Origin of the sequence: Clavibacter michiganensis, assembly GCF_002151125.1 — a bacterium.
Classification (GTDB): Bacteria; Actinomycetota; Actinomycetes; order Actinomycetales; family Microbacteriaceae; genus Clavibacter; species Clavibacter michiganensis_C.
In genome coordinates, this window is record NZ_MDJZ01000017.1 from 97294 (window position 1) to 123379 (window position 26086).

General features: G+C 73.8%; 21 protein-coding genes. 11 read left to right on the forward strand and 10 right to left on the reverse strand.

Annotated features, from left to right (window positions below; all coding sequences use genetic code 11):
- Positions 1-174: 174 nt before the first annotated feature.
- The gene (locus tag BFL37_RS12325) at positions 175-798 is read left to right on the forward strand and encodes a TetR/AcrR family transcriptional regulator (protein ID WP_086515415.1); all 624 of its coding nucleotides are present in this window, start codon (positions 175-177) and stop codon (positions 796-798) included.
- A gap of 22 nt (positions 799-820) precedes the next feature.
- Here BFL37_RS12325 and BFL37_RS12330 read toward each other — a convergent pair whose 3' ends face one another.
- The gene (locus tag BFL37_RS12330) at positions 821-1375 is read right to left on the reverse strand and encodes an NUDIX hydrolase family protein (protein WP_012297862.1); all 555 of its coding nucleotides are present in this window, start codon (positions 1373-1375) and stop codon (positions 821-823) included.
- A 140-nt stretch (positions 1376-1515) separates the two neighbouring features.
- Here BFL37_RS12330 and BFL37_RS12335 point away from each other — a divergent pair, with 140 nt between their 5' ends.
- The 3 genes from BFL37_RS12335 to BFL37_RS12345 all read left to right on the forward strand — a co-directional run bounded on the left by BFL37_RS12335 (position 1516) and on the right by BFL37_RS12345 (position 7929).
- On the forward strand, positions 1516-2160 hold the full coding sequence (locus BFL37_RS12335; protein WP_086515416.1) for an alpha/beta hydrolase: 645 nt from the start codon (positions 1516-1518) through the stop codon (positions 2158-2160).
- Positions 2161-2241: 81 nt separating this feature from the next.
- Complete coding sequence (locus BFL37_RS12340; protein ID WP_086515417.1) at positions 2242-7056, forward strand: Lhr family ATP-dependent helicase; 4815 nt, start codon at positions 2242-2244, stop codon at positions 7054-7056.
- Positions 7057-7125: 69 nt separating this feature from the next.
- Entirely contained in the window at positions 7126-7929 is an 804-nt protein-coding gene (locus BFL37_RS12345) for a DNA-formamidopyrimidine glycosylase family protein (RefSeq protein ID WP_086515418.1), read from the forward strand.
- Positions 7930-7947: 18 nt separating this feature from the next.
- Here the strand turns inward: BFL37_RS12345 and BFL37_RS12350 are convergent, their stop codons facing one another.
- A complete protein-coding gene (locus tag BFL37_RS12350; protein ID WP_086515419.1) occupies positions 7948-9480 on the reverse strand; it encodes an amino acid permease in 1533 nt (510 codons plus the stop codon).
- 252 nt (positions 9481-9732) lie between these two features.
- Here BFL37_RS12350 and BFL37_RS12355 point away from each other — a divergent pair, with 252 nt between their 5' ends.
- Positions 9733-10752 carry a sigma-70 family RNA polymerase sigma factor gene (locus tag BFL37_RS12355; protein ID WP_086515420.1) on the forward strand — a complete coding sequence of 340 codons (1020 nt, stop codon included), beginning with the start codon at positions 9733-9735 and terminating at the stop codon, positions 10750-10752.
- A 28-nt stretch (positions 10753-10780) separates the two neighbouring features.
- Here the strand turns inward: BFL37_RS12355 and BFL37_RS12360 are convergent, their stop codons facing one another.
- On the reverse strand, positions 10781-11359 hold the full coding sequence (locus tag BFL37_RS12360; RefSeq protein WP_086515421.1) for an ANTAR domain-containing protein: 579 nt from the start codon (positions 11357-11359) through the stop codon (positions 10781-10783).
- A gap of 218 nt (positions 11360-11577) precedes the next feature.
- On the opposite strand from BFL37_RS12360, the gene BFL37_RS12365 reads away from it, so the two are divergent.
- The 3 genes from BFL37_RS12365 to BFL37_RS12375 all read left to right on the forward strand — a co-directional run bounded on the left by BFL37_RS12365 (position 11578) and on the right by BFL37_RS12375 (position 15523).
- Positions 11578-11760 carry a PspC domain-containing protein gene (locus BFL37_RS12365; RefSeq protein ID WP_086515422.1) on the forward strand — a complete coding sequence of 61 codons (183 nt, stop codon included), beginning with the start codon at positions 11578-11580 and terminating at the stop codon, positions 11758-11760.
- A gap of 115 nt (positions 11761-11875) precedes the next feature.
- Positions 11876-13777, forward strand: a complete 1902-nt coding sequence (locus tag BFL37_RS12370; RefSeq protein WP_086515423.1) for an amidase family protein — start codon at positions 11876-11878, stop codon at positions 13775-13777.
- Between the two features lie 81 nt (positions 13778-13858).
- Positions 13859-15523: a catalase gene (locus BFL37_RS12375; protein WP_086515424.1), complete on the forward strand. Its 1665-nt coding sequence runs from the start codon at positions 13859-13861 to the stop codon at positions 15521-15523.
- Positions 15524-15602: 79 nt separating this feature from the next.
- Here the strand turns inward: BFL37_RS12375 and BFL37_RS12380 are convergent, their stop codons facing one another.
- Complete coding sequence (locus tag BFL37_RS12380) at positions 15603-16862, reverse strand: acid phosphatase (RefSeq protein ID WP_241534068.1); 1260 nt, start codon at positions 16860-16862, stop codon at positions 15603-15605.
- Between the two features lie 85 nt (positions 16863-16947).
- On the reverse strand, positions 16948-18330 hold the full coding sequence (locus BFL37_RS12385; protein WP_086515714.1) for a serine hydrolase domain-containing protein: 1383 nt from the start codon (positions 18328-18330) through the stop codon (positions 16948-16950).
- A gap of 356 nt (positions 18331-18686) precedes the next feature.
- Here BFL37_RS12385 and BFL37_RS12390 point away from each other — a divergent pair, with 356 nt between their 5' ends.
- Positions 18687-19094, forward strand: coding sequence for a hypothetical protein (locus tag BFL37_RS12390; RefSeq protein ID WP_086515426.1), 408 nt, complete (start codon positions 18687-18689; stop codon positions 19092-19094).
- Between the two features lie 83 nt (positions 19095-19177).
- On the opposite strand, the gene BFL37_RS12395 is transcribed toward BFL37_RS12390, so the two are convergent.
- The 3 genes from BFL37_RS12395 to BFL37_RS12405 form a co-directional block, all read right to left on the reverse strand.
- A complete protein-coding gene (locus BFL37_RS12395; protein WP_086515427.1) occupies positions 19178-19786 on the reverse strand; it encodes a nitroreductase family protein in 609 nt (202 codons plus the stop codon).
- Between the two features lie 121 nt (positions 19787-19907).
- Entirely contained in the window at positions 19908-21014 is a 1107-nt protein-coding gene (locus BFL37_RS12400; RefSeq protein ID WP_241534069.1) for a Gfo/Idh/MocA family protein, read from the reverse strand.
- Entirely contained in the window at positions 21011-21742 is a 732-nt protein-coding gene (locus tag BFL37_RS12405) for a ThuA domain-containing protein (RefSeq protein ID WP_086515428.1), read from the reverse strand. Before BFL37_RS12405 ends, BFL37_RS12400 begins: the two co-directional genes overlap by 4 nt.
- Before the next feature lie 175 nt (positions 21743-21917).
- Here BFL37_RS12405 and BFL37_RS12410 point away from each other — a divergent pair, with 175 nt between their 5' ends.
- Entirely contained in the window at positions 21918-22736 is an 819-nt protein-coding gene (locus tag BFL37_RS12410; RefSeq protein WP_086515429.1) for a sugar phosphate isomerase/epimerase family protein, read from the forward strand.
- Between the two features lie 25 nt (positions 22737-22761).
- Here the strand turns inward: BFL37_RS12410 and BFL37_RS12415 are convergent, their stop codons facing one another.
- Positions 22762-24657, reverse strand: a complete 1896-nt coding sequence (locus BFL37_RS12415; RefSeq protein WP_086515430.1) for an ABC transporter ATP-binding protein — start codon at positions 24655-24657, stop codon at positions 22762-22764.
- A 344-nt stretch (positions 24658-25001) separates the two neighbouring features.
- The gene (locus tag BFL37_RS12420) at positions 25002-25280 is read right to left on the reverse strand and encodes a GlsB/YeaQ/YmgE family stress response membrane protein (RefSeq protein WP_086515431.1); all 279 of its coding nucleotides are present in this window, start codon (positions 25278-25280) and stop codon (positions 25002-25004) included.
- A gap of 124 nt (positions 25281-25404) precedes the next feature.
- Between BFL37_RS12420 and BFL37_RS12425 the strand changes: the two genes are divergently transcribed.
- Complete coding sequence (locus BFL37_RS12425; RefSeq protein WP_086515432.1) at positions 25405-26073, forward strand: response regulator transcription factor; 669 nt, start codon at positions 25405-25407, stop codon at positions 26071-26073.
- The last annotated feature ends 13 nt before the right edge of the window (positions 26074-26086 follow it).

Here is a 26086-nt window from a genome sequence, read left to right on the forward strand (position 1 = left end):
ACGGCGCGCATCGCGCGCCGGCATGGCATCGAGGGCCCCCGTCCGCGGACGGGGGCCCTCCGTCGTCCCCGGACGGGCCGCCGACTACGCGTCCGTGCCCCGAGTCCCCGCAGCTGAGGCACCACCTGGGGACGGTCGCGGGGACGCTCGGCGGCATCCGGTTACGGTGTGCCAATGACACGCGCCGCCCTCGCCACCCGTGGCCCGTACCGCAAGGGCGTGGAGCGCAGGGAGCTCCTGATCCGCACCGCCATCGAGGTGTTCTCCGAGCAGGGCTATCGCAGCAGCTCGCTGCGCGAGATCGCCTCACGCGCCGAGATCACGCCGGCCGGCCTGCTGCACCACTTCAGCGGCAAGGAGGAGCTGCTCCTCGCCGTCCTCGAGCGCCGCGAGGAGAGACTCGCCGCCGCCATCGAGCTGCACCGGCCCCGGAGCGTCGCCGAGCACGCGGCCGTGGTCATCGCCGACGGCGAGCAGAGCGTCTGCCTCACGCGCGTGATCGCCGTCGTCTCGTCGGAGGCGTCCGCCGCCGGCCATCCGCTGCACGATCTCTTCCGCGAGCGCCGTGCCCGCGAGCTCGACCGCATCACGTCGGGCGTCATCGTCGACCAGGCGCGCGGCCTCATCGACCCCCACCTCGACCCGGCGGCCGCGGCCGCCGTCGTGCTCTCCGCCATGGACGGGCTGCACGTGCAGCGCAGCTACGGCGTGGGGGCGGGCGCGAGCCAGGCCTTCGAGGACCTCCGCCGGCACTACCTCGAGCCGCCGGAGTTCGCGGAGCGGGCCGCCGCGGTCTGAGCCGACGGCACGCGCGGCGCGGCTAGGGCAGCACGCCCACCGAGGCGAGCGCCGCGCGGAGGAGCGCGCCGCGGCCGCCCTCCATGTCGGCCGAGACGGCGTCGGACGCGGCCTCCTCGGGCGTCATCCACGTGATCTCGAGGGCGTCCTGGCGAGGATCGCACGTGCCCGTCACCGGCACCACGTACGCGAGCGAGACGGCGTGCTGCCGGTCGTCCGTGTACGGGCTCGCGCCGGGGAACGGGAAGTACTCGGCGACCGAGAACGGCGTCGGGCTCGCGGGGAGCTGCGGGAACGCCATCGGCCCGAGGTCCTTCTCGAGGTGGCGGAAGAGCGCGTCGCGCAGGGTCTCGCCGTACATCACGCGGCCCGAGACGAGCATGCGGGTCATCTGCCCGGTGACCGTGGCGCGCAGCAGGACGCCGATGTCCTTCACCCGGCCCATGCCGTCGACCCGCACGGGCACGGCCTCCACGTAGAGGAGGGGCAGCCGCTGCCGGATCTGCGCGAGCTCCACGTCCGACAGCCAGCCGGAGTTCGGGTCGGGGATGTTCGGGTCCGGGGTGCGAACGGTCATGGTCCATTGTCACCCACGGCCGGAGCGCGCCGACCACCCGGCGCGCGGACCGGCTGACGGGGACGGGTGCCGGACCCGCTGCCGGGGACGGATGCGAGGATGGGCGGGCCGGACGACCCGCACCCACCGAACAGGACACCGTGACCGCTCTCCCGCTGGATCCCGACGCCGTCCTCTGGTCGGCCTCGTCCGCCGAGCTCGCCGACCGCCCGCTGCTCGTGCTGCTGCACGGATACGGATCCCACGAGGGCGATCTCTTCGGGCTGTCGCCGTACCTGCCGCTCGGGCCCGTCGTCGCGTCGCTGCGGGCGCCGATCGCGCTGCAGGGCGGGCACGCGTGGTTCCCGATCGTCCCCGGATCCACCGGCGACGACCCGGATCCGGAGGCCGCCGACGCCGCCGGGCAGGGCGTGCTCGACTGGCTCGACGCGCTGCCCGTGCCGCCGCGCTCGGTCGGCCTCCTCGGCTTCAGCCAGGGCGGCGCGACGGCGCTCCAGCTGCTGCGGCTCGCGCCCGGCCGGTTCTCCTACGCGGTCCAGCTCAGCGGGTTCTCGGTGCGCGGGGAGCACGCGGGCGACGCAGCCCTCGCGGCCGCGCCGACGCCGGTCTTCTGGGGCCGCGGGACGGCCGACCAGGTGATCCCCGACCAGGCCGTCGCGCGCACGGCCGCGTGGATCGGCGGCCACACCGACCTCACCGAGCGCATCTACGAGGACCTGCCGCACTCCGTCTCCGCGCCGGAGCTCCGGGACGTGTCGGCGTTCATCCGGGAGCACGCCGGCTGACGCCGGGCCCGGCCGACCGGGCGGTCGTCCGGCGAGCGCCCGGCCCGCCCGGTTGTCTGTGGGGCGGAGGAGGATGGGCAGATGGATCCCGTCCTCGCGCGCTTCTCCCCGGCCACCCGGGAGTGGTTCGAGGGCGCGTTCCCCGGCCCCACCGCGGCGCAGACCGGTGCGTGGGAGGCCGTGCAGAAGGGCTCGCACGCGCTCGTCGTGGCGCCCACCGGATCCGGCAAGACGCTGGCGGCGTTCCTGTGGTCCATCGACCGGCTGGCCTCGCGGCCCGCGCCGGAGGATCCGATGCGGCGCACGCGCGTCCTCTACATCTCGCCGCTCAAGGCGCTCGCGGTCGACGTGGAGCGCAACCTCCGCTCGCCGCTCGTGGGCATCGTGCAGACCGCGAAGCGGCTGGGCGCCGAGCCGCCCGAGGTCACCGTCGGCGTGCGCTCGGGCGACACCCCGGCGGCCGACCGGCGCTCGCTCGCGAAGACGCCGCCGGACATCCTCATCACCACGCCCGAGTCGCTGTTCCTCATGCTCACCTCGGCCGCGCGCGAGACGCTCGCGGGGGTAGAGACCGTGATCGTCGACGAGGTGCACGCGGTCGCGGCCACCAAGCGCGGCAGCCACCTCGCGCTCTCGCTCGAGCGGCTGGACGCGCTGCTGGAGAAGCCGGCGCAGCGCATCGGGCTGTCCGCCACCGTGCGGCCGCCCGAGGAGGTGGCGCGGTTCCTCGGCGGGCGCTCGCCGGTCTCCATCGTGTCGCCGCGGAACACCAAGGAGTTCGACCTGCGCGTCATCGTGCCGGTCGACGACATGACCGAGCTCGGCACCACGGCGCCGCTCGAGGGGTCGGCGGCGCAGGGGGATCAGCCGCAGCAGGGATCCATCTGGCCGCACGTGGAGGAGGGCATCGTCGACCTCGTGCTGCAGCACACGTCGTCCATCGTCTTCACGAACAGCAGGCGGCTGGCCGAGCGGCTCACGGCCCGGCTCAACGAGATCTACACGGCGCGCATCGAGGACGGGCGGATCGACGCGGAGGGGAACGCCGTCGCGGGCGCATCCGCGGAGGCGGCCGAGGCCGTGCCCGTGCTGGCGGGGGCCGGGGCGCTCACGTCGGCCACCTCGACCACGACGGGCGGCACCGCCGACGCCACCGCCTTCTCCGCCACGCGGCGCGCGCCCGCGCGCCCGCCCGCCGAGGTCATGGCGCAGGCCGGGAGCACGGAGGGCGCGGATCCCGTGCTCGCGAAGGCGCACCACGGATCCGTCTCGAAGGAGCAGCGCGCGCTCATCGAGGACGACCTGAAGTCCGGGCGCCTGCGCTGCGTGGTCGCCACCTCCAGCCTCGAGCTCGGCATCGACATGGGCGACGTCGACCTCGTGGTGCAGGTGGAGGCGCCGCCGTCGGTCGCGAGCGGGCTGCAGCGCGTCGGCCGCGCCGGGCACCAGGTCGGCGAGGTCTCGCGCGGCGTCATCTTCCCCAAGCACCGGGCCGACCTCATCCACTCGGCCGTCGCCGCCGAGCGCATGGCGAGCGGGCAGATCGAGTCGCTGCGCGTGCCCGCCAACCCGCTCGACGTGCTCGCGCAGCAGACGGTGGCGGCCGTCGCGCTCGAGTCGGTGGGCGTCGAGGAGTGGTTCGACATCGTGCGGCGGAGCGCGCCCTTCGCCACGCTGCCGCGCTCGGCGTACGAGGCCACGCTCGACCTGCTGAGCGGCCGCTACCCGTCGGACGAGTTCGCGGAGCTGCGGCCCCGCATCGTGTGGGACCGCGACGAGGGCACCATCGAGGGGCGGCCGGGCGCGCAGCGGCTCGCGGTCACCTCCGGCGGCACGATCCCGGATCGCGGACTCTTCGGCGTGTTCATGGTCGGCGAGAAGGCGTCGCGCGTCGGCGAGCTCGACGAGGAGATGGTCTACGAGTCGCGCGTCGGCGACGTGTTCGCGCTGGGGGCCACGAGCTGGCGGATCCAGGAGATCACGCACGACCGCGTGCTCGTGACGCCGGCGTTCGGCGAGCCCGGCAAGCTGCCGTTCTGGAAGGGCGACGGGCTCGGCCGGCCCCTCGAGCTCGGCCGCGCCATCGGGGCGTTCGTGCGCGAGCTGTCCGGATCCGCGGTCGACGACGCCCGAGCCAGGGCCGGCCGCGTGGGCCTCGACGACCGCGCCGTGAACAACCTGCTCGCGTTCCTCGACGACCAGAAGAAGGCCACCGGCCACGTGCCGAACGACCGCACGCTCGTGGTGGAGCGGTTCCGCGACGAGCTGGGCGACTGGCGCGTGGTGCTGCACTCCCCCTACGGGATGCAGGTGCACGCGCCGTGGGCGCTCGCGGTCGGCGCGCGGGTCACCGAGCTGTACGGCATCGACGGCGCGACCATGGCGAACGACGACGGCATCGTCGTGCGCATCCCCGAGACCGACGGCGAGCCGCCGGGAGCGGACCTCTTCGTCTTCGAGCCCGACGAGCTCGACGCCATCGTCACGCGCGAGGTGGGCGGATCCGCCCTGTTCGCGTCGCGGTTCCGCGAGTGCGCCGCCCGCGCGCTCCTGCTGCCGCGCTACAACCCCGGCCGTCGCTCGCCGCTGTGGCAGCAGCGCCAGCGCGCGTCGCAGCTGCTCGACGTGGCGCGGAAGTTCCCCGCGTTCCCGATCGTGCTCGAGACCGTGCGCGAGGTGCTGCAGGACGTGTACGACCTGCCCGCCCTCACGTCGCTCGCGAAGGACATCGAGGCGCGGCGGATCAAGATCGTCGAGACCACCACGGAGGACGCGTCGCCGTTCGCGCGCAGCCTCCTCTTCAGCTACGTCGGCGCGTTCATGTACGAGGGCGACAGCCCGCTCGCCGAGCGCCGGGCGGCCGCGCTCTCGCTCGACGCGGGGCTGCTGTCCGAGCTGCTCGGCCGGGCGGAGCTGCGCGAGCTGCTGGATCCCGCGGTCATCGCGCGCACCGAGCTGGAGCTGCAGCGCACCGCGCCCGACCGGCGCGCGAAGGGCCTGGAGGGCGTGGCCGACCTGCTGCGGATCCTCGGGCCGCTCGACGCAGGCGAGGTCGCCGCGCGGCTGGAGCCCGACGAGGCCGCATCCGCCGCCGACCACCTCGACGCGCTCGTCACCGGCAGGCGCGCGCTCCGCGTCTCGTTCGGCGGGCGCGCGCGCGTCGCCGCCATCGAGGACGCGAGCCGTCTCCGCGACGCCCTCGGGGTGCCGCTGCCCATCGGCACCCCGCTCGCGTTCGTCGAGCCCGTGGCGGATCCCCTCGGCGACCTCGTCGGCCGGTACGCGCGCACGCACGGCCCCTTCACCATCGCGGACGCGGCCACCGCCATCGGGCTCGGATCCGCCGTCATCGCCGATACGCTCGCGCGCCTCGGCGCCCAGCGGCGCGTGGTCGAGGGCGAGTTCCGGCCGGGCGCCTCCGGCAGCGAGTGGTGCGACGTGGAGGTGCTGCGGCGCCTCCGCAGCCGCTCGCTCGCGGCGCTCCGCAGCGAGGTCGAGCCGGTCGAGCAGGCGGCGTTCGCGCGCTTCCTTCCCGCCTGGCAGCACGTCGCCGGGGCCGATCGCGAGCGCGGGCTCCGCGGGGTGGACGGCGTGCTGCAGGTCGTCGAGCAGCTGGCCGGCGCGCCCGTGCCCGCCTCCGCGTGGGAGACGCTCGTGCTGCCGGCCCGCGTGCGCGACTACACGCCCGCCATGCTCGACGAGCTCACGTCCACGGGCGAGGTCATCTGGTCGGGCGCCGGCACGCTCGCGGGCGCCGACGGCTGGGTCAGCCTGCACCTCGCCGACCAGGTCGCGCTCACGCTGCCCGAGCCCGACGCGCACGACACCGACGAGCTGCAGCGCGAGGTCCTCACCACGCTCGGCACGGGCGGCGGCTACTTCTTCCGGCAGCTGAGCGACGCCGTCGGATCCACGGACGACAAGGCGCTCGTCACGGCGCTGTGGGACCTCGTCTGGGCGGGCCTCGTCACGAACGACACGCTCTCCCCGCTACGGGCGCTGCTGGCGGGCGGATCCACCGCGCACAAGACGCCGCAGCGGGCGCCGCGCGGGCGGATGTACCGGGGCGGGCGCATGCCGCGACCCGACATGCCCACGCGCACCGGGCCGCCGACCGCGGCCGGCCGCTGGTCGATCGTGCCGCTCGCCGAGACCGACGCCACCGTGCGCGCGGCCTCCACGGCCGAGCTGCTGCTGGAGCGGTACGGCGTGGTCACGCGCGGGTCCGTCATGACCGAGCGCGTGCCCGGCGGCTTCGCGCTGACCTACAAGGTGCTCGCCGGGTTCGAGGACACCGGGCGCGCCCGGCGCGGGTACTTCATCGAGACGCTCGGTGCCGCGCAGTTCTCCACGGGCGGCACGGTCGACCGGCTGCGCGGGTTCACGCGTGATCCGGACGCGGGCGAGCGGGCGCTGAACGCGCTGGCGCTCGCGGCCACGGATCCGGCGAACGCCTACGGGGCGGCGCTGCCGTGGCCGCGGCTCGACGGGTCGGGCGGCGGATCCGACGCGGGCGACGGCGCGGGCGGCGGGCCCGGGGATCCGGCCGAGGACGCCGTGGGCGCGATCGCGGCGGCCGGCAGCGTCGACGCGCGCGGCGAGCGCCCCACCGGGCACCGCGCGGGCCGCAAGGCGGGCGCGCTCGTGGTGCTGGTCGACGGCGAGCTCGTCCTCTACGTGGAGCGCGGCGGCAAGACCGTGCTGCAGTTCGACGACGACGAGGCCGTGCTGCGTGCCGCGGCGGAGTCGCTCGGCGGGATCGTCCGGCGCGGCGGGGTCGCCAAGCTCGCGATCGAGAAGGTCAACGGCGCGTTCGTCCTCGGCACGCCGCTCGGCACCGCGCTCCAGGAGCACGGCTTCTCGGCGACGCCGCGCGGGCTGCGGATGCGGTCGTGAGCGGGCGCACGGGCGCCGGAGCGAGCGCGATCGGGCGCGCGAGCGCGACCCCGCCGACGGGATCCCCGCGTGCCTGAGGGCGACACCGTCTACCGCACCGCCGCGCACCTGCACGAGGCGATCGGCGGCCGGGTGCTGACGCGCAGCGACTTCCGCGTGCCCCGGTTCGCCACCCTCGAACTGGCGGGCGAGGAGGTCGACGAGGTGGTGAGCGTCGGGAAGCACATCCTGCACCGCGTCGGCGACGTCACGATCCACAGCCACCTCAAGATGGAGGGCTCCTGGCACATCTACCAGCACGGCACCGCGTGGCGGCGGCCGGCGTTCGAGGCGCGCGTCGTGCTCGAGACGGCGGGGCGCGTGACCGTGGGGTTCTCGCTGGGGGTGCTGGAGGTGATCCCCCGCGACCAGGAGCACACCGTGGTCGGGCACCTCGGTCCCGACATCCTGGGGCCGGACTGGGGCGACGCGGCGGCCGAGGAGATCGTGCGCCGCATCGCCGCGCAGCCGGAGCGGCCCATCGGCCTGGCTCTCCTCGACCAGCGCAACGCCGCGGGCATCGGCAACGTGTACCGCGCCGAGCTCTGCTTCCTCCGCGGCGTGCTGCCCACCCGGCCCGTCGGGGAGGTGCCGGACCTGCCCGCGATGGTCGCGCTCGCGCGCCGCACCATGCGCGCCAACCGCGACCGCATCGAGCGCACCACCACGGGCGACCTCCGCCGCGGCCGCACCGACTGGGTCTACGGCCGCAAGGGCAAGCCGTGCCTGCGGTGCGGCACGCGGATCCAGCAGGGCCAGCTCGGCGACCCCGTGCGGCCGGGCATGGGCTCGCAGGACCGGGTCACCTACTGGTGCCCGCGCTGCCAGACCTGACGCGCGGGCGCCGGCGGCTCAGTCCCGGGTCGTCGACGCCGACGGCAGCTCGGGCGCGGGCTCGCCGCCCGCCGCGATGCGCGCCTCCTCCTTGCCGAGCACCGAGTGGCGGCGGCCGTAGAGGAAGTAGACGGCGAAGCCGAGCGCGAGCCACACGAGGAAGCGCACCCAGGTCAGGGTCGTGAGGTTGAGCATCAGCCACACGCAGAGCACGGCCGAGAGGATCGGCAGCCACGGCATGAACGGCACGCGGAACGACGCGCGGATGTCCGGGCGCTTCTTCCGCAGCACGATCACCCCGATGCTCACGAGCACGAACGCCGACAGCGTGCCGATGTTGATCATCTCCTCCAGCACGCCCACGTCCGTGAAGCCGGCGAGGGCCGCGACCACGACGCCCGCGATGATCTGCACCCGCACCGGCGTGCGGCGCTTGGCGCTCGTGCGGCTGAGCCCGCGCGGCAGCAGGCCGTCGCGGCTCATCGCGAAGACGACGCGGGCGAGGCCGAGCAGCAGCACCATCAGCACGGTGGTGAGTCCGAGCAGCGTGCCGATGGAGATGACCTGCGCCGCCCATCCGGCGCCCACTGCGGTGAACGCGGTCGTGAGCGACGGCTCGTCGGCGTCGGCGAGCACCGTGTACGGCACCATGCCGGTGAGCACGAGGGTCACGAGCACGTAGAGCACGGTCACGACCGCGAGGCCGGCGAAGATGCCGCGCGGCAGGGTGCGCTGCGGGTCCTTGACCTCCTCGGCGCTCGTGGCCACGACGTCGAACCCGATGAACGCGAAGAACACGAGCGAGGCGCCGGCGAGCAGGCCGTAGAGGCCGTACTGCGTGGGCTCCTGGCCGCTCGCCCATGAGAAGAGGGACTGGGTCCAGACGTCGGCGGACGCGCCCTCGGCCGGACGCTGCGGCGGGATGAAGGGCGAGTAGTTCTCCGCCTTCACGTAGAACGCGCCCACGACGATCACGAACAGGACGACCGCGACCTTGAGCACGGTGAAGACGCTGGAGACGCGGCTGGAGAGCTTGGTGCCGAGCACCAGCAGGACGGTGAAGATCGCGGTGATGAGCACGGCGCCCCAGCTGATGCCGAGCCCGAAGACCGTGATGGTGGACGGGATGTCGAGCCCGGCGAGCTTCAGCGCCGACTCCAGGTAGATGCCCCAGTACTTCGCGATGACCGCGGCCGCGGTGAGCATCTCGAGGATGAGGTCCCAGCCGATGATCCACGCGAGCAGCTCGCCCATGGTCGCGTAGGTGAACGTGTACGCGCTGCCCGCGACCGGCACGGCGGACGCGAACTCGGCGTAGCACATGATCGCGAGGCCGCACGTGACGGCGGCGAGCACGAACGCGAGCGTCACCGACGGGCCCGCGTAGTCGCCGGCCGCCTTCGCGCCGACGGAGAAGATGCCGGCGCCGACCGCGACGGCGACGCCCATCAGCATCAGGTCCCAGGTGCCGAGCGACCGGGTGAGGCTGCGCTCGCCTCCTGCGGCGTCGGCCAGCGACGACTCGATGCTCTTGGTGCGGAACAGGCTCATGGGGCGTCCGTTCGGGTGAGGCGGCGGGGAACGGGGATCGAGCCTACCGGCGGGCGGGCGGCGCCCCCGTCCGAGGGCGCTGCTCCGTGCTGGTGCGGATGCGCCGGGCATCGACACGCCCGGCCGACGGAGAAGCGGGAGAAGCGCCGAGGAGAAGTGCTCGCCCGACCTAGGCACCCTCGAGGAGCAGTGCTTCTCTGGAGGAGCGGTCAAGCAGCGTGCCGCATCCGTCCCATCACCGGAGGGTCCTGAGTGACCGACACGCTGCGCTCGCGCGCCCTCGCCGCCGCCCCGCCCGCCGCCCGCGGAGCCGCCTCGCGGGCATCCGCTCCCCGGATATCCGCCGCGGCCGCAAGGACGGCCCCGCTCCCCCGTCCCGCGGCCCTCGCGCCCGAGGCAGCCCTCGCGCCGGAGCTCACGGCGGCCCGGGACGAGAAGCGCCGGGTGACGCACGACCGGTTCGTGCGCGCCGCCGCCGCGGCCGCGGATCGCGCGGGAGACGCCGAGCGCCGGCGGCTGCACGACCAGATCGTGCTCGACCACCTGGAGCTCGCCGACCAGCTCGCCCGCCAGCACTCGGGCCGCGCCCACGACTGGAGCGACCTGCGCCAGGTCGGCTACCTCGGCCTCGTGAAGGCCACGCGCCGCTACGACCCGGGCTTCGGGGCGCCGTTCGTGTCGTTCGCGATCCCCACCATCTCCGGCGAGATCAAGCGGCACCTGCGCGACAACGGCTGGGTCGTGCGCCCGCCGCGGCAGGTCCAGGAGCTGCGGCACGCGCTGCTCGCGGTCGCGCCCGCGCTCACCCAGCGCCTCGGCCGCACCCCCACCGACGACGAGCTCGCCGCGCACACCGGACACGCGCGCGAGGACGTGCGGGAGGCGCTCGCGGCGCACTCCAGTCTCCGGCCCGCGTCCCTCGACTTCACGGTGCACGAGGACGAGGGCACCTCCCTCGCGGACACCCTCGGCGACGACGACCCCGGCTACGCGCGCGCCGAGCGCACCGTGCTGCTGGACGCGGCGCGCGGCATCCTCAGCGACCGCGACCGGCGGATCCTGCACCTGCGCTTCGTCGACGAGTGCAGCCAGTCGGAGATCGCGGCCGAGCTCGGCGTGACGCAGATGCAGGTGTCGCGGCTGCTCGCGCGGATCCTCGGGGCGCTGCGGGCCGAGCTGACCCGCGGGGAGGCGGAGGCCCTGCCGGAGGTGGCGCCGCTCGCCGCCGTCTCGCCGATCCGGCCCCGCGGGGTCGACCGCCGCTCGGCCTGAGGCAGAACGCGAGAGCCGACGGATCCGCTCAGACCTTCGGCAGCGCGCCCGTCTGCACCACGCGGCGCGCGACCTCGACGAGCTTCACGTTGCCGTCCTGCGAGTGGCGGCGGAGCACCTGGAACGCGCGCTCGGCGTCGAGCGAGAAGCGCTCCATCAGGATCCCCTGGGCCTGCCCGATGAGCGTCCGCGACTCCATGCCGCGCTCGAGGTCGTCGGTCGCGTCCCAGGCGGCGAGCGCGACGCGTGCATGCAGGGCGATCTCGCCCGCGACGGCGCGGTCGCGGGCGTCGAGGGGTCCGGTGGCCCGGTGCAGCGCGACGGCCCCCGCCGCGTGGCGCCGGGGATCGGGTGCGTCGGCCAGGGGGATGCGCAGCACGTCGTCGGCGTCGGCGGGATCCGGCGTCTCGAGCAGCGCGCCGAGCACCGGCCCGCTGTCCCCCGCCACCACGACGCCGGCCGCACGCGGCAGGACGACCGCGGCGCCCGTCGCCGAGGTCGACTCGAGGAGGGCGGCGAGGATCCGGCCGAGGCACGCGGTGCGGTCGCGCGCCGCGTGCACGGCGGCGACGACGTCGGCGGGCAGCTCCGAACGGTGCTGGTCCATGGGCTCCTCCCGGTCCGGAGGGGCGTCGGCGGCGCGGAGCGGGACCGCCCGCAACCCGCGGCACCGCGAGGACACGCCGAGCCCCGGCTCGTCCGTTCGAGTATCGCACCATGGATTTGTGTGCAAAGCCTTTGCCGCGGACTCTCGGGGAGCCGTCGGGAATGGCCGCGGGGGCACCCGCCCGGCGGCGACGCAGGCCCGCCTGGCATGCTCGATGCATGGCCACACTCATCCGTCCCCGCCGCGGCAGGATCATCGCCGGCGTCTGCGCCGCCCTCGCCGACCGCTTCGGCATCAGCCGCTTCCTCGTCCGCCTGCTGTTCGTGATCTCCATCGTGCTGCCGGGCCCGCAGGTCCTGCTCTACCTGATCCTCTGGATCGTCTTCCCCAAGCAGCGATGACCCGACCCGGGCCGCCGGGCGTCGGCGACCCGGGATCGTCCCGCGCCGGAAACGCCCCCGCAACACCCGGTTCCCAGACTGGGGAGACGCCTCTCCCCCGTCTGGATGGATCCGCATGCCCGCTCGTCGACGTGCCCGTGCCCGGATCCGCGTCGGCGGTCGCGACCTCGCCGCGGCCGCGCTCGCGGTCGGCCTCGCGGCGGGCGGCGTGATGACCCCGGGCCCCGTCCCGGCATCGGCCGCCGCGGACGCGGCCGCACCCGCGGCGCCCGCCCCCGCCGTCGTCGACCTGGGCGTCGCGGACGCGGTCGCGCTCCTCGAGGCCGGATCCACCACCTCCGTCGACCTCACCCGCGCCTACCTCGCCCGCATCGACGCGTACGACGACGCCGGTGACGACGGACCGGGCCTGAAGGCCGTCATCACCACCAACCCGGACGCGCTCGCGACGGCCGCCGCCCTCGACGCGGAGCGCGCGGCCGGCACGATCCGCGGGCCGCTGCACGGGGTCCCGATCGTCGTGAAGGACAACCACGCCACCGCCGACATGCCCACCACGGTCGGCAGCGCGGCGCTCCGCGATTACCGCACGACGGCCGACTCCACCGCGGTCGCGCGGTTGCGGGCGGCCGGGGCGATCATCCTCGCGAAGACGAACATGTCCGAGTTCGCCTGGCACGGGACGTACACGCTGAGCTCCGCGCGCGGCCGCACGGCGAACCCGTACGACCGGTCCTGGAGCGCGAGCGGATCCAGCGGCGGCACGGCGGCGGCGGTCGCGGCCGCGTACGCGCCGGCGGGCCTCGGCACCGACTCGTGCGGATCCATCCTCGGACCGGCCGCGCACCAGGGGCTCGTGGGCTTCCGGCCGACGATGGGCCTCACGAGCACGTCCGGCGTCGTGCCGCTGTCGCCCCGGCAGGACGTCTCGGGGCCGATGACCACGACGGTCGCCGACGCCGCGCTCCTCATGGAGGTGCTCGCGGGGCGCGACCCGGCGGATCCGCTCACGGAGATCGCCGACCAGCAGGCCACCGACGCGTACGTCGCCGGCCTGTCGACCACCGCGCTCGCCGGGAAGCGGATCGGCTGGGTGCGCTGGGACATCGCGGAGGACCCCGAGAAGCCCGGCCTCGCCGAGACGGCCGCCGTCATGGAGCAGGCCGTGCGCGACCTGGAGGCGCAGGGCGCCGAGGTCGTCGAGGTGCCGCTCACGCGGGAGTTCGTGGAGCAGACGCTGCAGAGCGGCGGCTGGCGGGACATGCGCCCGGCTATCGACCGCTTCCTCCGCGAGACGCCCGCGACCTGGCCGGCGCGCGTCGCGGCCCGCACCGAGCCCGCCGACGTGCTCTCCTTCGCCGACGTGATGGCCGACCGGCCGAGCGCGCTCACCGACAGCGACATCGCGTACTTCCTCAGCCACGAGGACATCCCGAACCCCGAGTACGAGCGGTCGATCGCCGAGCAGGACGCGGGCAAGGCGGCGATGGACGCGTTCTTCGTCGAGCAGGGGATCGACGCGCTCGCGATGCCGACGAGCGCCACCAGCGCGACGGCGGACTGGGCGGGCACGACGTTCTGCGACGTCGGCGCGAACACGGGGATCCCGACGATCTCGGTGCCCGCCGGATCCACGTCCACCGGCGCGCAGGTCGGCCTCGAGCTCGCCGCGCCCCGCAGCCGCGACGGCGACCTGCTCGCGATGGCCTACGCGTACGAGCAGGCGACGCGGCACCGGGTCGCGCCCGGGACGACGCCGGAGCTCGCGGCCGTCGCGGATCCCGCGGACGACGCCGCGACCGCCGAGGACGACGCCGAGGGGACGGCCGCCGCGAGCGCGGACGACGCCCCGGCCGCCGCCGCCCAGCCCCTAGGTGCCGCGCGCATCGACGGCATCGGCGTCAACACCCTCGCGGAGAACCTCGCCATCGCCGCGGGTCTCGCGCTCGTCGGCGGGATCGCGGTCGCGGTCGGCCTCGTGCGCCGACGCCGGGGATCCGTCGCGCGCCCCGGCTGATCCTCTGGGAGTCCCCGCCGGACCCTGGGCGTGTCGCGCGCCGCTCGGCAGGCTGGAGGGACGACGACGAAAGGACTCCCCATGACCGACGTCTCCTCCCAGGGCCCCGCCGACGGCGACGACCGCGAGGTCCTCACCAACCGCCAGGGCCACCCCGTCTACGACAACCAGAACCAGCGGACGGTCGGCGCCCGTGGCCCCGCGACGCTGGAGAACTACCAGTTCCTCGAGAAGATCAGCCACTTCGACCGCGAGCGGATCCCGGAGCGCGTCGTCCACGCGCGCGGCGCCGTCGCGTTCGGCTACTTCGAGGCCACCGGCATGTGGGGCGACGAGCCCGTCGCGAAGTACACGCGCGCGAAGCTCTTCCAGGAGGCCGGCAAGCGCACCGACGTGGCGATCCGCTTCTCCACCGTGATCGGCGGCCGCGACTCCTCCGAGGCCGCCCGCGACCCGCGCGGCTTCGCCGTGAAGTTCTACACGGAGGACGGCAACTGGGACCTCGTCGGCAACAACATGGGCGTGTTCTTCATCCGCGACGCCATCAAGTTCCCCGACGTGATCCACTCGCTGAAGCCCGACCCCGTCACGTTCCGCCAGGAGCCCGCGCGCATCTTCGACTTCATGTCGCAGACGCCGGAGTCGATGCACATGCTGATGAACCTGTTCAGCCCCCGCGGCATCCCCGCGGACTACCGCCACATGCAGGGCTTCGGCGTGAACACCTACAAGTGGGTGGACGCCGACGGCGGCACGAAGCTCGTGAAGTACCACTGGATCCCGAAGGTCGGCGTCAGCAGCATGACCGAGGCCGACGCGGCCGTCGTGCAGGGCGGCGACCTCGGCCACGCGTCGAAGGACCTCTACGAGGCCATCGAGCGCGGCGACCTCCCGGAATGGGAGCTCCGCGTGCAGCTCATGGACGACGGCGACCACCCCGAGCTCGACTTCGACCCGCTGGACGACACGAAGGTGTGGCCGGAGAACGACTTCCCGCCGAAGACGGTCGGGAAGATGGTGCTCGACCGGAATGTGACCAACCACTTCGCCGAGAACGAGCAGCTCTCGTTCGGCACCGGCGTGCTCGTGGACGGCCTCGACTTCTCCGACGACAAGATGCTCGTCGGCCGCACGTTCTCCTACTCGGACGCGCAGCGCTACCGCGTGGGCCCGAACTACCTGCAGCTGCCGGTGAACGCGCCGCAGCACGCGAGGGTGGCGACGAACCAGCGCGACGGGCAGATGACGTTCCACCAGGACCACGGCGGCCAGAACCCGCACATCAACTACGAGCCGTCGATCACGGGCGGGCTCCGCGAGGGGCAGTACCCGACGCACGACGACCAGGGTCCGGAGATCACGGGCCGGCTGACGCGCAAGCGGATCCCGCTGACCGCCGACTACCTGCAGGCCGGCCAGCGCTACCTGCTCATGGAGGGCTGGGAGCGCGACGACCTGGTCGCCAACCTCATCGACCTGATCTCGCAGGCGGCGCGCCCCGTGCAGGAGCGCATGCTCTGGCACTTCTACCTCGTGGAGGACGACCTGGGCCGCCGCGTGGGCGAGGGACTCGGGATCACGCTGGACGAGGTCAAGGACCTGCCGCCGCTGCAGTCGCAGACGCTGTCGGAGGAGGAGCAGGCCCGCCTCGCGAACCTGGGGCACAACGGGACGCGGGACGTGACCGGCCTCGTGATGACGCACTGCGTGCCGGACGCGCGGCGGAACCTGGTCGACGCGGCGTAGCGCTCACGACCTGAGACGCCGAGAGGGGCGGGCGGCCATCGGCCACCCGCCCCTCTCGCGTGCGCGGATGCGGATCCGGTCAGCGCTTCCCCGGCTTCACGAGCGAGACCGTGCCGTCGGCCGTGACGACGACCTTCGCGGACATCGCCGCCGGGAGGTCGATGCGCTGCCAGCTGCCCTCGGTGCCCGCGTCGAGCGGCTCGCCCGAGTCGATCGCGGTGAGCGCGAGCACCTGCCGGCGCTGCTCGGGCGTGAGGTCGGGGTGGCTGGAGATGAGGAGCGACTCGGCGCCGGTGGGGACGGTCATCGGCTCACCCTCGTTCCCGACGAGCGGGAAGCCGTAGCTCATGCGCTGCTCGTAGACCTTGAGCGCCTGCGCGGTGGGCAGGTACGGCTTGTCCTTCGCGATGCAGACGGCGAGCGCGGCGCCGCACTTGGCCTCGAGCACCGTGCGCAGCTCGGTCGACGCCTGCTCGAACAGCGTGCGGAACGACGGGTCGGACCAACGGCGCTCGACGATCTTCTGGCCCATCATGCGGCCGGCCATCACGTCGAGCGGGTAGTGCGCGCCCATGATGATGCGGTTGTTCCCGGCGTCGGACGCGCGGGCGAGGATCTGCGGCGCGAGCTCCGGCAGCATCGTCGCGAGCGCCGTGCCCTGCCAGGACGCCTGCGAGGTGTGGCCGCTGGGGTACGAGCCGTCCCGGCCGGCCCACGCGTTGCCGTTCGGCTTGTCGCGGTACTTGAGCTTGAGCGGGAACGCGACGTAGGGACGCGGGTTGTCGAAGTACGTCTTCACGGGGTTGGTGGAGGAGTACTTGCCGACGAGGCCGCCGTTCTTGGCGAGCAGCGCATCCGTCTTGGGGAGCTGGCCCGCCTCGCGCGCCGTGCGGTAGATCTCGCCCAGGTCCTTGCCGAGACCGTCGGACATCGTGATGGACATGTCGGCGTACTGGTCGACGATCGCCCGGGCCGACTGCGCCTTCGTGGCGGCCTGGTTGATCGTGATGGTCTTCTTGTCGTTCAGCTTCATGATGTCGGGCCGGTCGGCCTTCAGCGCCGTGAACGAGTCGAGCATCGGCACGAAGTCGTAGGTGCTGTTCGACGGGTAGGGCGCGTCGAGCACGGCCTGGTCGAAGGGCGCGATGGCCGGGGCGGTGGTGCTCGAGGCGGGGGCGTCGGCGGCAGTCGCGGCGGTGACGCCGGTGCCGGTGAGCAGCAGGCCGAGGATCGTGGTGGTCGACAGCAGCGTCGCGGTGCGGGCGCGGGGGCGCCGGAACGGGGTGGGGATGATCGTGCCTCTCGTCGGACGGGCGGGCGGCCGGGCGGCCTCGGGCACCGTAGGCACCGCGCGTGACGCGGGTCACTCCGAGAGGTGGAGCGGAGGTGGCCGGGCGGTGCATGCGCCCGGCCCCCTCACCGCCTCAGCCGCGTGAGCGCAGGACCCACTCGCGCACGAGCGGCTCCAGCGTCATGCCGCCGCCCGCGCGGATCCGGTCGACGGCGCCGTCGGGGCCGCGGTGTGCCGTGACCTCCTCGCCGACGGACCCGAACCCCTCGCCCTCGACGATGCGCGCCGAGGAGTCGCCCGTGCGCTCGAGCACGTCCACGGAGTCGAGCGGGTGCTCGGCCGTCGGGTCGATGCGGAGGAAGCGGTCGCCGACCACCTGGAAGTCCTGCAGGCCCCACACGTTGCCGAAGCGGCCGGCGAAGGGCGCGTCGACCGCCGCGCGCTCGGCGTCGGTGGCGGCGGAGTCGGCGAGCAGCAGCTCGAGCACGCCCGTGCTCAGCGCGGACGCCGGGCCGTCGATGGCGTTGGTGAGGACGGTGACGGCCCAGCCGCTCGCCGGATCCACCGCCGTGCGCGTGATGTGGCCGGGGTACCCGCCCGAGTGGCCGACGACCGTGGCCTCGTGCGCGCCGGATCCGACGCGCTCGATGATGAGGCCGTAGCCGTAGCGGCGGGGGCCGGCCGGATCCTGGCTGGTGCCGTACCGCGGGCGCTGCTGGATCCGCTTCGACGCGGCCGAGATGAGCCGCTCGTCGTCGGGGAGCACGAGCGCGGAGAAGAAGGAGACGAGCTCGGAGGCGGTGCTCGTGACGCCGGTTGCCGCGGCCATCGCGCGCGTGTCGACGTGCGGGAGGACGGTGCGCTCGCGGGAGGTGCGGAGCGAGGTGGACGCCGCCGCGTACTCGTCCGCGCGCTCGGGGACGTATTCGGCCGTGGTGTCGCGGAGGCCGAGCGGCGCGGCGATCCGCTCGTCGAGGTAGTCGCCGAAGGAGAGACCGGACGCCGACTCGATCACGAGGCCGAGCAGCGCGTACCCGACGTTCGAGTAGTTGAACGCGGTGTCGGGTGCGACCTTCGCGACGCCGGGCGTGGTCGCGACGGCGAGGAGCTGCGCGCGGTCGGGGAACGGGCCGGAGTGCTGCCAGTGGTCGCCGTCGAACCCGTCGCGGAGCACGCCCGCGCCGTGCTCGAGGAGGGAGGCGACCGTGACGTCGGCGAGCTCGGATCCGGCCTCGGCCAGCTCGGGCACGTGCGCGGCGAGCCGGTCGTCGAGGCGGAGGGCGCCTCGCTCGGCGAGCTGCAGGATCGCGGTCGCCGTGAACGACTTCGAGTGCGAGGCCACGCGGAACAGATGCGCGGGCGTGAGCGGCGCGTCGGTGGTGGGATCCGCGACGCCGAACGCCTCCGACAGCACGACCTCGCCGTGCCGGGCGATGGCGACCTGGGCGCCGGGGACGCGGGTCTGCCAGACGCGGTGGTCGAGCCAGGTGCGGACGTAGTCGAGGATCTCGGTCATGCGGGGGCTCCGGCTCGTGTCGGGGACGGTGTCGTCGTCGGTGTTCGCGGGGATGCGCGACCGGTCGCTCGGCTGGCGGGCGCCGACCTCCGGGACGCGTGTCGCCCGTCGGACACTACGCGAGCGGCCGTGGCCGGCCGGGGAGCCGCCCTCAGCGCGGCGGACACCGATCGGGCGCTCCGGCGGGTACGGCATGTCCGCGGACCGAAGCATCCGGCCCGCCCGCTGTGCACCCGCTGGACCGGGAGGACGTCGCGCGGGCCCGTCTCGTCCACTGGACGACGGACCACCGCCACCGACCAGGAGGAGCGAGCCATGCGCGAGACGACCCGAGGACCACGATCCGAGGTCAGCCGATGAGCGCGCGCGTCAACGGGGCCGTGCGTCGCCGCCGCCCGCGGGCCGTGTGGGCCGCGACGCTCACGGGCGCCATCGTGTCCGCGGTCGTGGTCGTGGGCGTGCTGCTGCCCGTGCTCGGGCTCGTCGGCGCGGCGGACGCGACCACCGCGGGACAGCTCGACGTGCCCGTGGGCCTCATCGCCCTGGGCATCGTGATCTCGTTCGGCGTGGGCCTCGCCGCGCTCGCCGTCGCGGCCATGACCCGCAGCGGCGTCGTCGCGTGGATCGCGGCGGTGTCGACCGTCGTGGCGACGCTCGTGGGATCCACGTGGCCGCTCGTCGCCACCACCATCGCGAGCGTCGACCAGGTGCAGGACGCGATCCCGTTCGTGCAGGACCTCATCGGCCGGGTGCTCGGCGGCTGACGAGGCCGCCGCCCGGCGCCACCCCGGACGCACGAGCGGCCGCTGACCCGAGGGTCGGCGGCCGCTGCGATGCACGGGTGCGACTACTCGCGGACGAGCACCAGCTCGGAGAGCGGCAGACGCGAGCGCGGCGCGGTCTCGCGCTCGGCGAGCGGGCCCTCGAGCGCGTCGGCGGGGGCGACCGTGCCGACCGCGGTGACGGTGAGCGGCTGGAGGTTCTCGGGCAGGTCGAACGCGGCGGACAGCCTGTCGAACTCGACGCCGGCCATCTGGTGCGTGTGGAGGCCCTCGGCCTGCGCCTGCACGGAGAGGTGGGCCACGGCCTGGCCGAGGTCGTACGCGGCGTAGGGCCGCTTCTCGCCCTCGACCGTGGAGGTCTCGGCGATCGCGACGATGAGCGCGCTGGCGTTCACGGCCCACGCGGCGTTGAAGCCGACGAGCGCGTCGACGATCGTGTCGAACGCGTGCGTGCCGCGGCGGGCGACGATGAAGCGGCGCGGCTGCTGGTTGCTGCCGGACGGCGCCCAGCGCGCGGCCTCGAGCAGCGCATCCAGCTGCTGGTCGGAGACGGTGGCGGCCTGGTCGAAGGAGCGCGGGCTCCAGCGGGCGTCGAGCTCGCGCACGATCGGCACGACGGTGTCGGCGGTGCGAGCGGTGGACGCGGTCGTGGTGGTGTCGTCGGTGAGGGTCATGGTCGTTCCTCCGGTCGGGGCTGGGATCGGCACGCCGTCGGGCCTCGCGATCCACAATGCCGCGCGGAGCCCGGCTATTCCTCCGTGACGCGAGGACGGCCGGGCTCCCGACGGGACGGCGCTACCCGGCCGACTGCTCGGCCAGCGGGTCGCGCACGTCCTCGAAGAGCCCGGACTCCGCGGATCGGCCCGCCGCCTCCATGAGGGCGAGGCTGCCGAGGTTGTCGCGGCCGCTGGTCTCGGGCGGCGGGCCGCCGAGGATCGAGAGGGCGAAGGCGCGCAGGCCCGCGGCACGGCCCTTCAGCGGCAGGGTCTCGAGGTCGAGCTCGCGCTCGGCGCCGGTGGCGTCGCGGATCCCGACCCGGTCGGCCGAGACGCCCTCGCCGCGGCTCGTGAAGGTCAGCTCGCCGTCCTCGCCGGAGATGCGCCACTCGCCCGCCCACGGCGTGACGGGTCCGCGGTGCAGCCAGCTGCCGCGGTAGTCGACGATGAGGCCGCCCTCCAGCTCGATCACCATGCTCGCGACCGCCGGATCCCGGTAGTGGCTGAACGACGGGCGGCTGGTGCGCGCGAACACGCGGACGGCCTCGCGACCGGTGACCATGCGGATCAGGTCGAAGTGGTGGATCGCCATGTCGTTGATGATCGGCTGCGGGAACCGGTAGTGCGGGTAGTCGTCGGGCTCGTCGTTGTCCCACTGGCGGAAGTCGATCTCGATGGTCGCGACCTCGCCGAGCGCGTCCGCCGCGAGCAGCTCGCGCACCCGGCGCGGCGCCGGGTACCAGCGGTAGTTCTGGCTGACCTGCACGATGAGCCCGAGCTCCTCGCCGCGGCGGACCACGGCGGCGGCCTCGGCGGTCGAGTTCGCGAAGGGCTTCTCGACGATGACGTGCTTGCCGGCCTCGAGCGCCTCCAGCGCGAGCGGCGCGTGCGTGACGGCGGGCGCGGTGATGATGACGGCCTCCGCCTCCACCGCGGCGAGCGCGTCGGCGAGCGAGGCGAACGCGACCTCGGCGGGGAGGCCGAGCAGCGCGCGGACCCTCTCGCGGGTGGGCTCGCTCGGATCCACGATGGCGGCGACCTCGATCTCGGCGACGGCCGGGACCGCGTTGCGCGCCCAGTCGCCGCCCCAGCCGCCGAGGCCGACGTGGATCACGCGGACGCGGGGGCCGTCGTAGGCGGGCGGGGTCGACGCGGCGGACGCGGCTGCCTTCTTCGCGGCGCTCATCGGGCGAGGAACCAGTCGCGCGGGTGCTCGTCGGCCGTGAGGTCGGCGCGGCCGTCCACGGGCGCGACCCAGCGGGCGGCGTTCGCGAGCACGCGGCGGATGTCGGGGTGGTGGTACACGGGGTACTCCTGATCGCCGGGCGAGAAGTAGAAGACCCGGCCGCGGCCCCGGTGGTACGCGACGCCCGAGCGGAAGACCTCGCCGCCCGCGAAGGTGGAGAGGAACACCTCCTCGTCGGGGCGCGGGATGTCGAACTGCTCGCCGTACATCTCCTGCCGGTCGATGACGATCGGGTGCGGGACACCGGCGGCGATGGGGTGCTGCGGCGCGATGGTCCAGACGAGCTCGCGCTCGCCGTCGTTGCGCCACTTCAGCGAGCACGTCGTGCCCATGAGGCGCGTGAAGACCTTCGAGTAGTGGCCGGAGTGCAGGACGACGAGGCCCATGCCGGCGTGGACGTGGCGGATCACGCGCTCGACGACCTCGTCGGAGACCTCGCCGTGCGCGACGTGGCCCCACCAGTAGAGGACGTCGGTGGCGGCGAGGCGCTCCTCGGTGAGGCCGTGCTCGGGATCCTGCAGCGTGGCGGTGCTCACGGACGCGTCGTCGCCGAGCAGCTCGCGGAGGCCGTCGGCGACGACCCGGTGGATCCCGTCCGGGTAGTGCGACAGGACGGTCGCGTCCCCCCGGCTCTCGTGCACGTTCTCGTTCCAGACGACGATGTCCATGGCGCTCCTCATCGGGCGGGGGTCGGGGGTTCGGGACGCGCGCCGCCCGGGTCGGGCCCGAGATCGGCCGTGACGCGGCGGATGCCCGCGCCTACGATCGTACGCATGCCCCGCGCCGATGCGGGCGACCCGGAGGACGCATGGACGCCATCGCCGACGACCACGGAGCGATCCGATGATCGGGCCCACCGACAAGGCCGTGCACGCCTGGTCCCTCGACGGGACGCTCGGGCATCCGCGTGTCCCCGGCCCGGACGGATCCGGCTCCGTCACCCGGGCGGCCGGCGCCCTCGACCTCCTCGACCTGCCCGCCGAGCTCTCGCGCCGCGGGTACGCGGGCGTGCAGCTCGCCCACTTCCAGCTGCCCACCCGTGACGCCTCCTACCTGGAGGAGCTGCGGTCGTCGCTCGAGTCGTCCGGCATCGTGCTCGACGCGTTCCTCGTCGACGACGGCGACCTCACGCACCCCGCCGACGCCGACCTGCACGAGCGGTGGATCTCCGAGCGGCTCGACGACGCCCTCGCCCTCGGCGCCGACCACGCCCGCGTCGGCGCCGGCCGCAGCGCGCCCACGCCCGAGCTCCTCGCGTCGAGCGCGCGCCGGCTGTCGCGGCTCGCGGATGCCCACACCGGGATCCGGCTGGTCGTCGAGAACTGGCGCGAGATGATGCCCGACGCGGACGCCGTGCTCGCCCTGCTGGAGCAGGCCGAGGACGTGCGCCTCCTCATCGACCTCGGCAACTGGACCATGCCGGACAAGCACGAGCAGCTCGCCCGCATCGCCGAGTACGCCGTCACCTGCCACGCCAAGGCCCACCGCCACGAGGACGGCCGCCTCGACGACGTCGACTACGCCCGCTCCCTCCGCATGCTCCAGGACGCCGGCTTCACGGGCGCGCTCGCGATGGTGAACGAATCGAGCCGGCCCGACGGATCCGACGAGTGGGACGGCCTCGAGCAGGAGCACGAGGTGGTGCGGCGGGTGTTCGGCTGATCCCGGCCGGAGCTCAGCGCCCGGCTCAGCCCGCCGGCTCCTCGTCCGCGGCGACGGACTTGTGCACCGCGAACTGCGTGCGGTGCAGCTCCTCGTAGCGCCCGCCCGCGGCCAGCAGCTCGTCGTGCGTGCCGCGCTGGACGATCGCGCCGTCCTCGACCACCAGGATCATGTCGGCGCTGCGGATGGTGGAGAGGCGGTGGGCGATGACGAGAGCCGTCCGCCCCTCGAGCGCCGCGCTGAGCGCGGCCTGCACGGCGGCCTCCGACGTCGAGTCGAGCGCCGCCGTCGCCTCGTCGAGGATGACGACGCGCGGGCGGGCGAGCAGCAGCCGGGCGATGGTCATCCGCTGGCGCTCGCCGCCGGAGAGCCGGTAGCCCCGCTCGCCGACCATGGTGTCCAGCTGATCCGGGAGGGAGCGGATGAGCGGCTCGAGCCGCGCGCGCCGGACGGCGTCCCAGACCTCGTCGTCCGTCGCCTCCGGCCGAGCCAGCCGCAGGTTGCTGAGGATCGTCTCGTGGAACAGGTGGCCGTCCTGCGTCACCATGCCGAGGCTGTGCCGCATCGAGGCGAAGGTGACGTCGCGGACGTCCGCCCCGGCGAGGCGCACGGCCCCGCTGTCGACGTCGTACAGGCGCGAGAGCAGCTGCGCGATCGTCGACTTGCCGGCACCCGACGTGCCGACGAGGGCGACCGTCTGCCCCGGCTCGATCCGGAAGGAGACGCCGTGCAGCACCTCCTCGCCGCCGCGGGTGTCGAGCGTCGAGACCTCCTCGAGGGAGGCGAGCGACACCTTGTCCGCGGACGGGTAGGCGAAGCGGACGTCGTCGAACTCGACCGCCACCGGACCCTCGGCGACGGCGACGGCGTCCGGCTTCTCCCGGATCAGCGGCTCGAGGTCCAGCACCTCGAAGACGCGCTCGAAGCTGACCACCGCGCTCATGATCTCCACCCGCGCGTTCGCGAGGCTGGTCAGCGGCGCGTAGAGGCGCGTGAGGAGGAGCGCCAGGGTGACGACCTCGCCGGTGTCGAGCTGGCCGCCGAGCGCGAGGACGCCGCCGAGGCCGTAGACGAGCGCGAGCGCGAGGGCGGAGACGAGCATCAGCGCGGTGAAGAAGACGAACTGCAGCATCGTGCTCCGGACCCCGATGTCGCGGACCCGGGCGGCGCGGACGCGGAACTCCTCGGACTCCTCATCGGGGCGGCCGAAGAGCTTGACGAGGGTCGCGCCGGGTGCCGAGAAGCGCTCGGTCATCTGCGTGCTCATGGCGGAGTTGTGGTCGGCGGCCTCGCGCCGGAGCGCCGCGAGGCGGCTGCCCATGCGGCGCGCGGGGATCAGGAAGATCGGGAGCATGATCACCGCGAGGACCGTCACGAGCCACGACGTGCTGAGCATGACGATCAGGGTGAGGATCAGCGCCACGAGGTTCGTGACCACGCCGGAGAGCGTGCCGCTGAAGGCCTGCTGCGCGCCGATCACGTCGTTGTTGAGGCGGCTCACGAGGGCGCCCGTGCGCGTGCGGGTGAAGAACGCGATCGGCATCTTCTGCACGTGGTCGAACACGGCGGTGCGGAGGTCGAGGATCACGTCCTCGCCGATCCGCGCCGAGTACCAGCGCGTCACGAGCGACACGGCGGCGTCGGCCACGGCCACGAGGGCGATGACGAGGGCGAGCCCGACGATCGTGCCGACCTCGCCCCGCGCGACGATGACGTCGACCACCCGGCCGGCGAGCACCGGGGTCGCCACCGCGAGGAAGGCGCCGACGACGGACAGCGCGATGAAGACCACGAGCTTCGCCCGGTACGGCACCGCGAACGTCAGGATCCGCCGCACGGACTCCCGCGAGATGCCCTGCCTGCCGTCCCGTGCGCTCGAGATCTTGTAGAGCGAGCTCCAGGCCGCGCCTTCCATGCTCATGGTGGTTCCTCTCGTGGGCGCCCCGCTCGGTGCGGGAAGCGGGCCGCCGGGGCTCGGGATGCTCCGCGGTGGCGGCGACGGACCGGACGGCGTCCGGAAGCGGCCCGGCCGTCGACATCGTCGTCGGCGGCGGACTCACGGACCTCGCTCGCGCGCCGATCGGCCCGCCGACGCGCGCCTCCCCATCATGCGCCTCCCCGGCGGCGATCACGCCCTCACTGGTCGACCGCGGCCTTGCACGCCGGAGGGGCGGGCCGCCTCCTCGGCGACCCGCCCCTCCTCGTGCTCCACTACCGGCGGTCCTCCGGAGCGCGCCAGCGCGTCCAGGGTTCGCCCGGCCGTGTTCAGCGGCGCACGGACTTGCGGCCGCCGACCTTCACGTAGATGAGCAGCACGATGATCGAGCCGATGATCGAGCCGATGATGCCGGCGGGCTGGAAGAAGCCGTCCATCGCGTCCTGCTGGAAGATGAGGAACGCGAGGAAGCCGCCGACGAACGAGCCGACGATGCCGAGCACGATGGTCATGAGGATCGACATGCTCTGGCGTCCGGGCACGACCGCGCGGGCGATGAATCCGGCGATCAGGCCGATGACGATGAGGCTGATGATGAGTCCGAGCATGGTGATCTCTCTTCTGTGCGAGCACGTCAGGAAGACGCGCGGTGGTGCCCGTTCGGGGCGATGACTCCAACCAACCACCCTGCGGGGTGTGGCAGCACACCCCTGGGGGTGGGATGGTGGATCCATGCCCGCCACCCGCACCCGCCCCGTCACGATCGCGCTCGTCGACGACTACGACGTGGTGCTGAAGGGCCTCGCCCACATGTTCGACGACTACCGGGACCGCGTGATCGTCGCCGAGATCGACGCGAACGCGGCCCTCTCCGACGAGATCGACATCGTGCTCTACGACTCGTTCGCGCAGCCGGAGTCGGATCACCACGAGATCGCGGAGCTCGTGCGGAACCCGCGCGCGCACAAGGTGGTCGTCTACACCTGGAACTTCCAGCCCGAGCTCGTCGCCGACGCCCGTCGGCAGGGCGTGCACGGCTACCTCTCCAAGGCGCTTCCCGCGCGTGAGCTCGTGGAGGCACTCGAGCGCGTGCATGCGGGCGAGCCGTTCTTCATGGACGCGCCGGCGCGCACCGCGAGCGCGGCGGCCCTCGACTGGCCGGGCAAGCGCGAGGGCATCACGGACCGCGAGTCGGAGATCCTCGCGCTCATCACGCAGGGCAAGAGCAACCAGGAGGTGGCGGCGCTCACGTACCTCTCCCCCAACACGGTGAAGAGCTACATCCGCTCGATCTACCGGAAGATCCAGGTGCAGAGCCGCACCCAGGCGGTCATCTGGGGCGTGGGCCACGGGTTCAGCCCGGATCACCACCGGATCGACCATTGGCTGGGCGGGCCGTAGGGCGGGACGCCAG

Excerpts from the sequence above, each read along its gene's own strand:
- BFL37_RS12350 (WP_086515419.1), bottom strand. The coding sequence starts at position 9,480 with ATGAGCCTGTTCCGCACCAAGAGCATCGAGTCGTCGCTGGCCGACGCC.
- BFL37_RS12360 (WP_086515421.1), bottom strand. The coding sequence starts at position 11,359 with ATGGACCAGCACCGTTCGGAGCTGCCCGCCGACGTCGTCGCCGCCGTG.
- BFL37_RS12400 (WP_241534069.1), bottom strand. The coding sequence starts at position 21,014 with ATGAGCGCCGCGAAGAAGGCAGCCGCGTCCGCCGCGTCGACCCCGCCC.
- BFL37_RS12415 (WP_086515430.1), bottom strand. The coding sequence starts at position 24,657 with ATGAGCATGGAAGGCGCGGCCTGGAGCTCGCTCTACAAGATCTCGAGC.
- BFL37_RS12390 (WP_086515426.1), top strand. The coding sequence starts at position 18,687 with ATGAGCGCGCGCGTCAACGGGGCCGTGCGTCGCCGCCGCCCGCGGGCC.
- BFL37_RS12385 (WP_086515714.1), bottom strand. The coding sequence starts at position 18,330 with ATGACCGAGATCCTCGACTACGTCCGCACCTGGCTCGACCACCGCGTC.
- BFL37_RS12420 (WP_086515431.1), bottom strand. The coding sequence starts at position 25,280 with ATGCTCGGACTCATCATCAGCCTCATCGTCATCGGCCTGATCGCCGGA.
- BFL37_RS12365 (WP_086515422.1), top strand. The coding sequence starts at position 11,578 with ATGGCCACACTCATCCGTCCCCGCCGCGGCAGGATCATCGCCGGCGTC.
- BFL37_RS12425 (WP_086515432.1), top strand. The coding sequence starts at position 25,405 with ATGCCCGCCACCCGCACCCGCCCCGTCACGATCGCGCTCGTCGACGAC.
- BFL37_RS12330 (WP_012297862.1), bottom strand. The coding sequence starts at position 1,375 with ATGACCGTTCGCACCCCGGACCCGAACATCCCCGACCCGAACTCCGGC.
- BFL37_RS12405 (WP_086515428.1), bottom strand. The coding sequence starts at position 21,742 with ATGGACATCGTCGTCTGGAACGAGAACGTGCACGAGAGCCGGGGGGAC.
- BFL37_RS12340 (WP_086515417.1), top strand. The coding sequence starts at position 2,242 with ATGGATCCCGTCCTCGCGCGCTTCTCCCCGGCCACCCGGGAGTGGTTC.
- BFL37_RS12375 (WP_086515424.1), top strand. The coding sequence starts at position 13,859 with ATGACCGACGTCTCCTCCCAGGGCCCCGCCGACGGCGACGACCGCGAG.
- BFL37_RS12410 (WP_086515429.1), top strand. The coding sequence starts at position 21,918 with ATGATCGGGCCCACCGACAAGGCCGTGCACGCCTGGTCCCTCGACGGG.
- BFL37_RS12325 (WP_086515415.1), top strand. The coding sequence starts at position 175 with ATGACACGCGCCGCCCTCGCCACCCGTGGCCCGTACCGCAAGGGCGTG.
- BFL37_RS12395 (WP_086515427.1), bottom strand. The coding sequence starts at position 19,786 with ATGACCCTCACCGACGACACCACCACGACCGCGTCCACCGCTCGCACC.
- BFL37_RS12370 (WP_086515423.1), top strand. The coding sequence starts at position 11,876 with ATGCCCGCTCGTCGACGTGCCCGTGCCCGGATCCGCGTCGGCGGTCGC.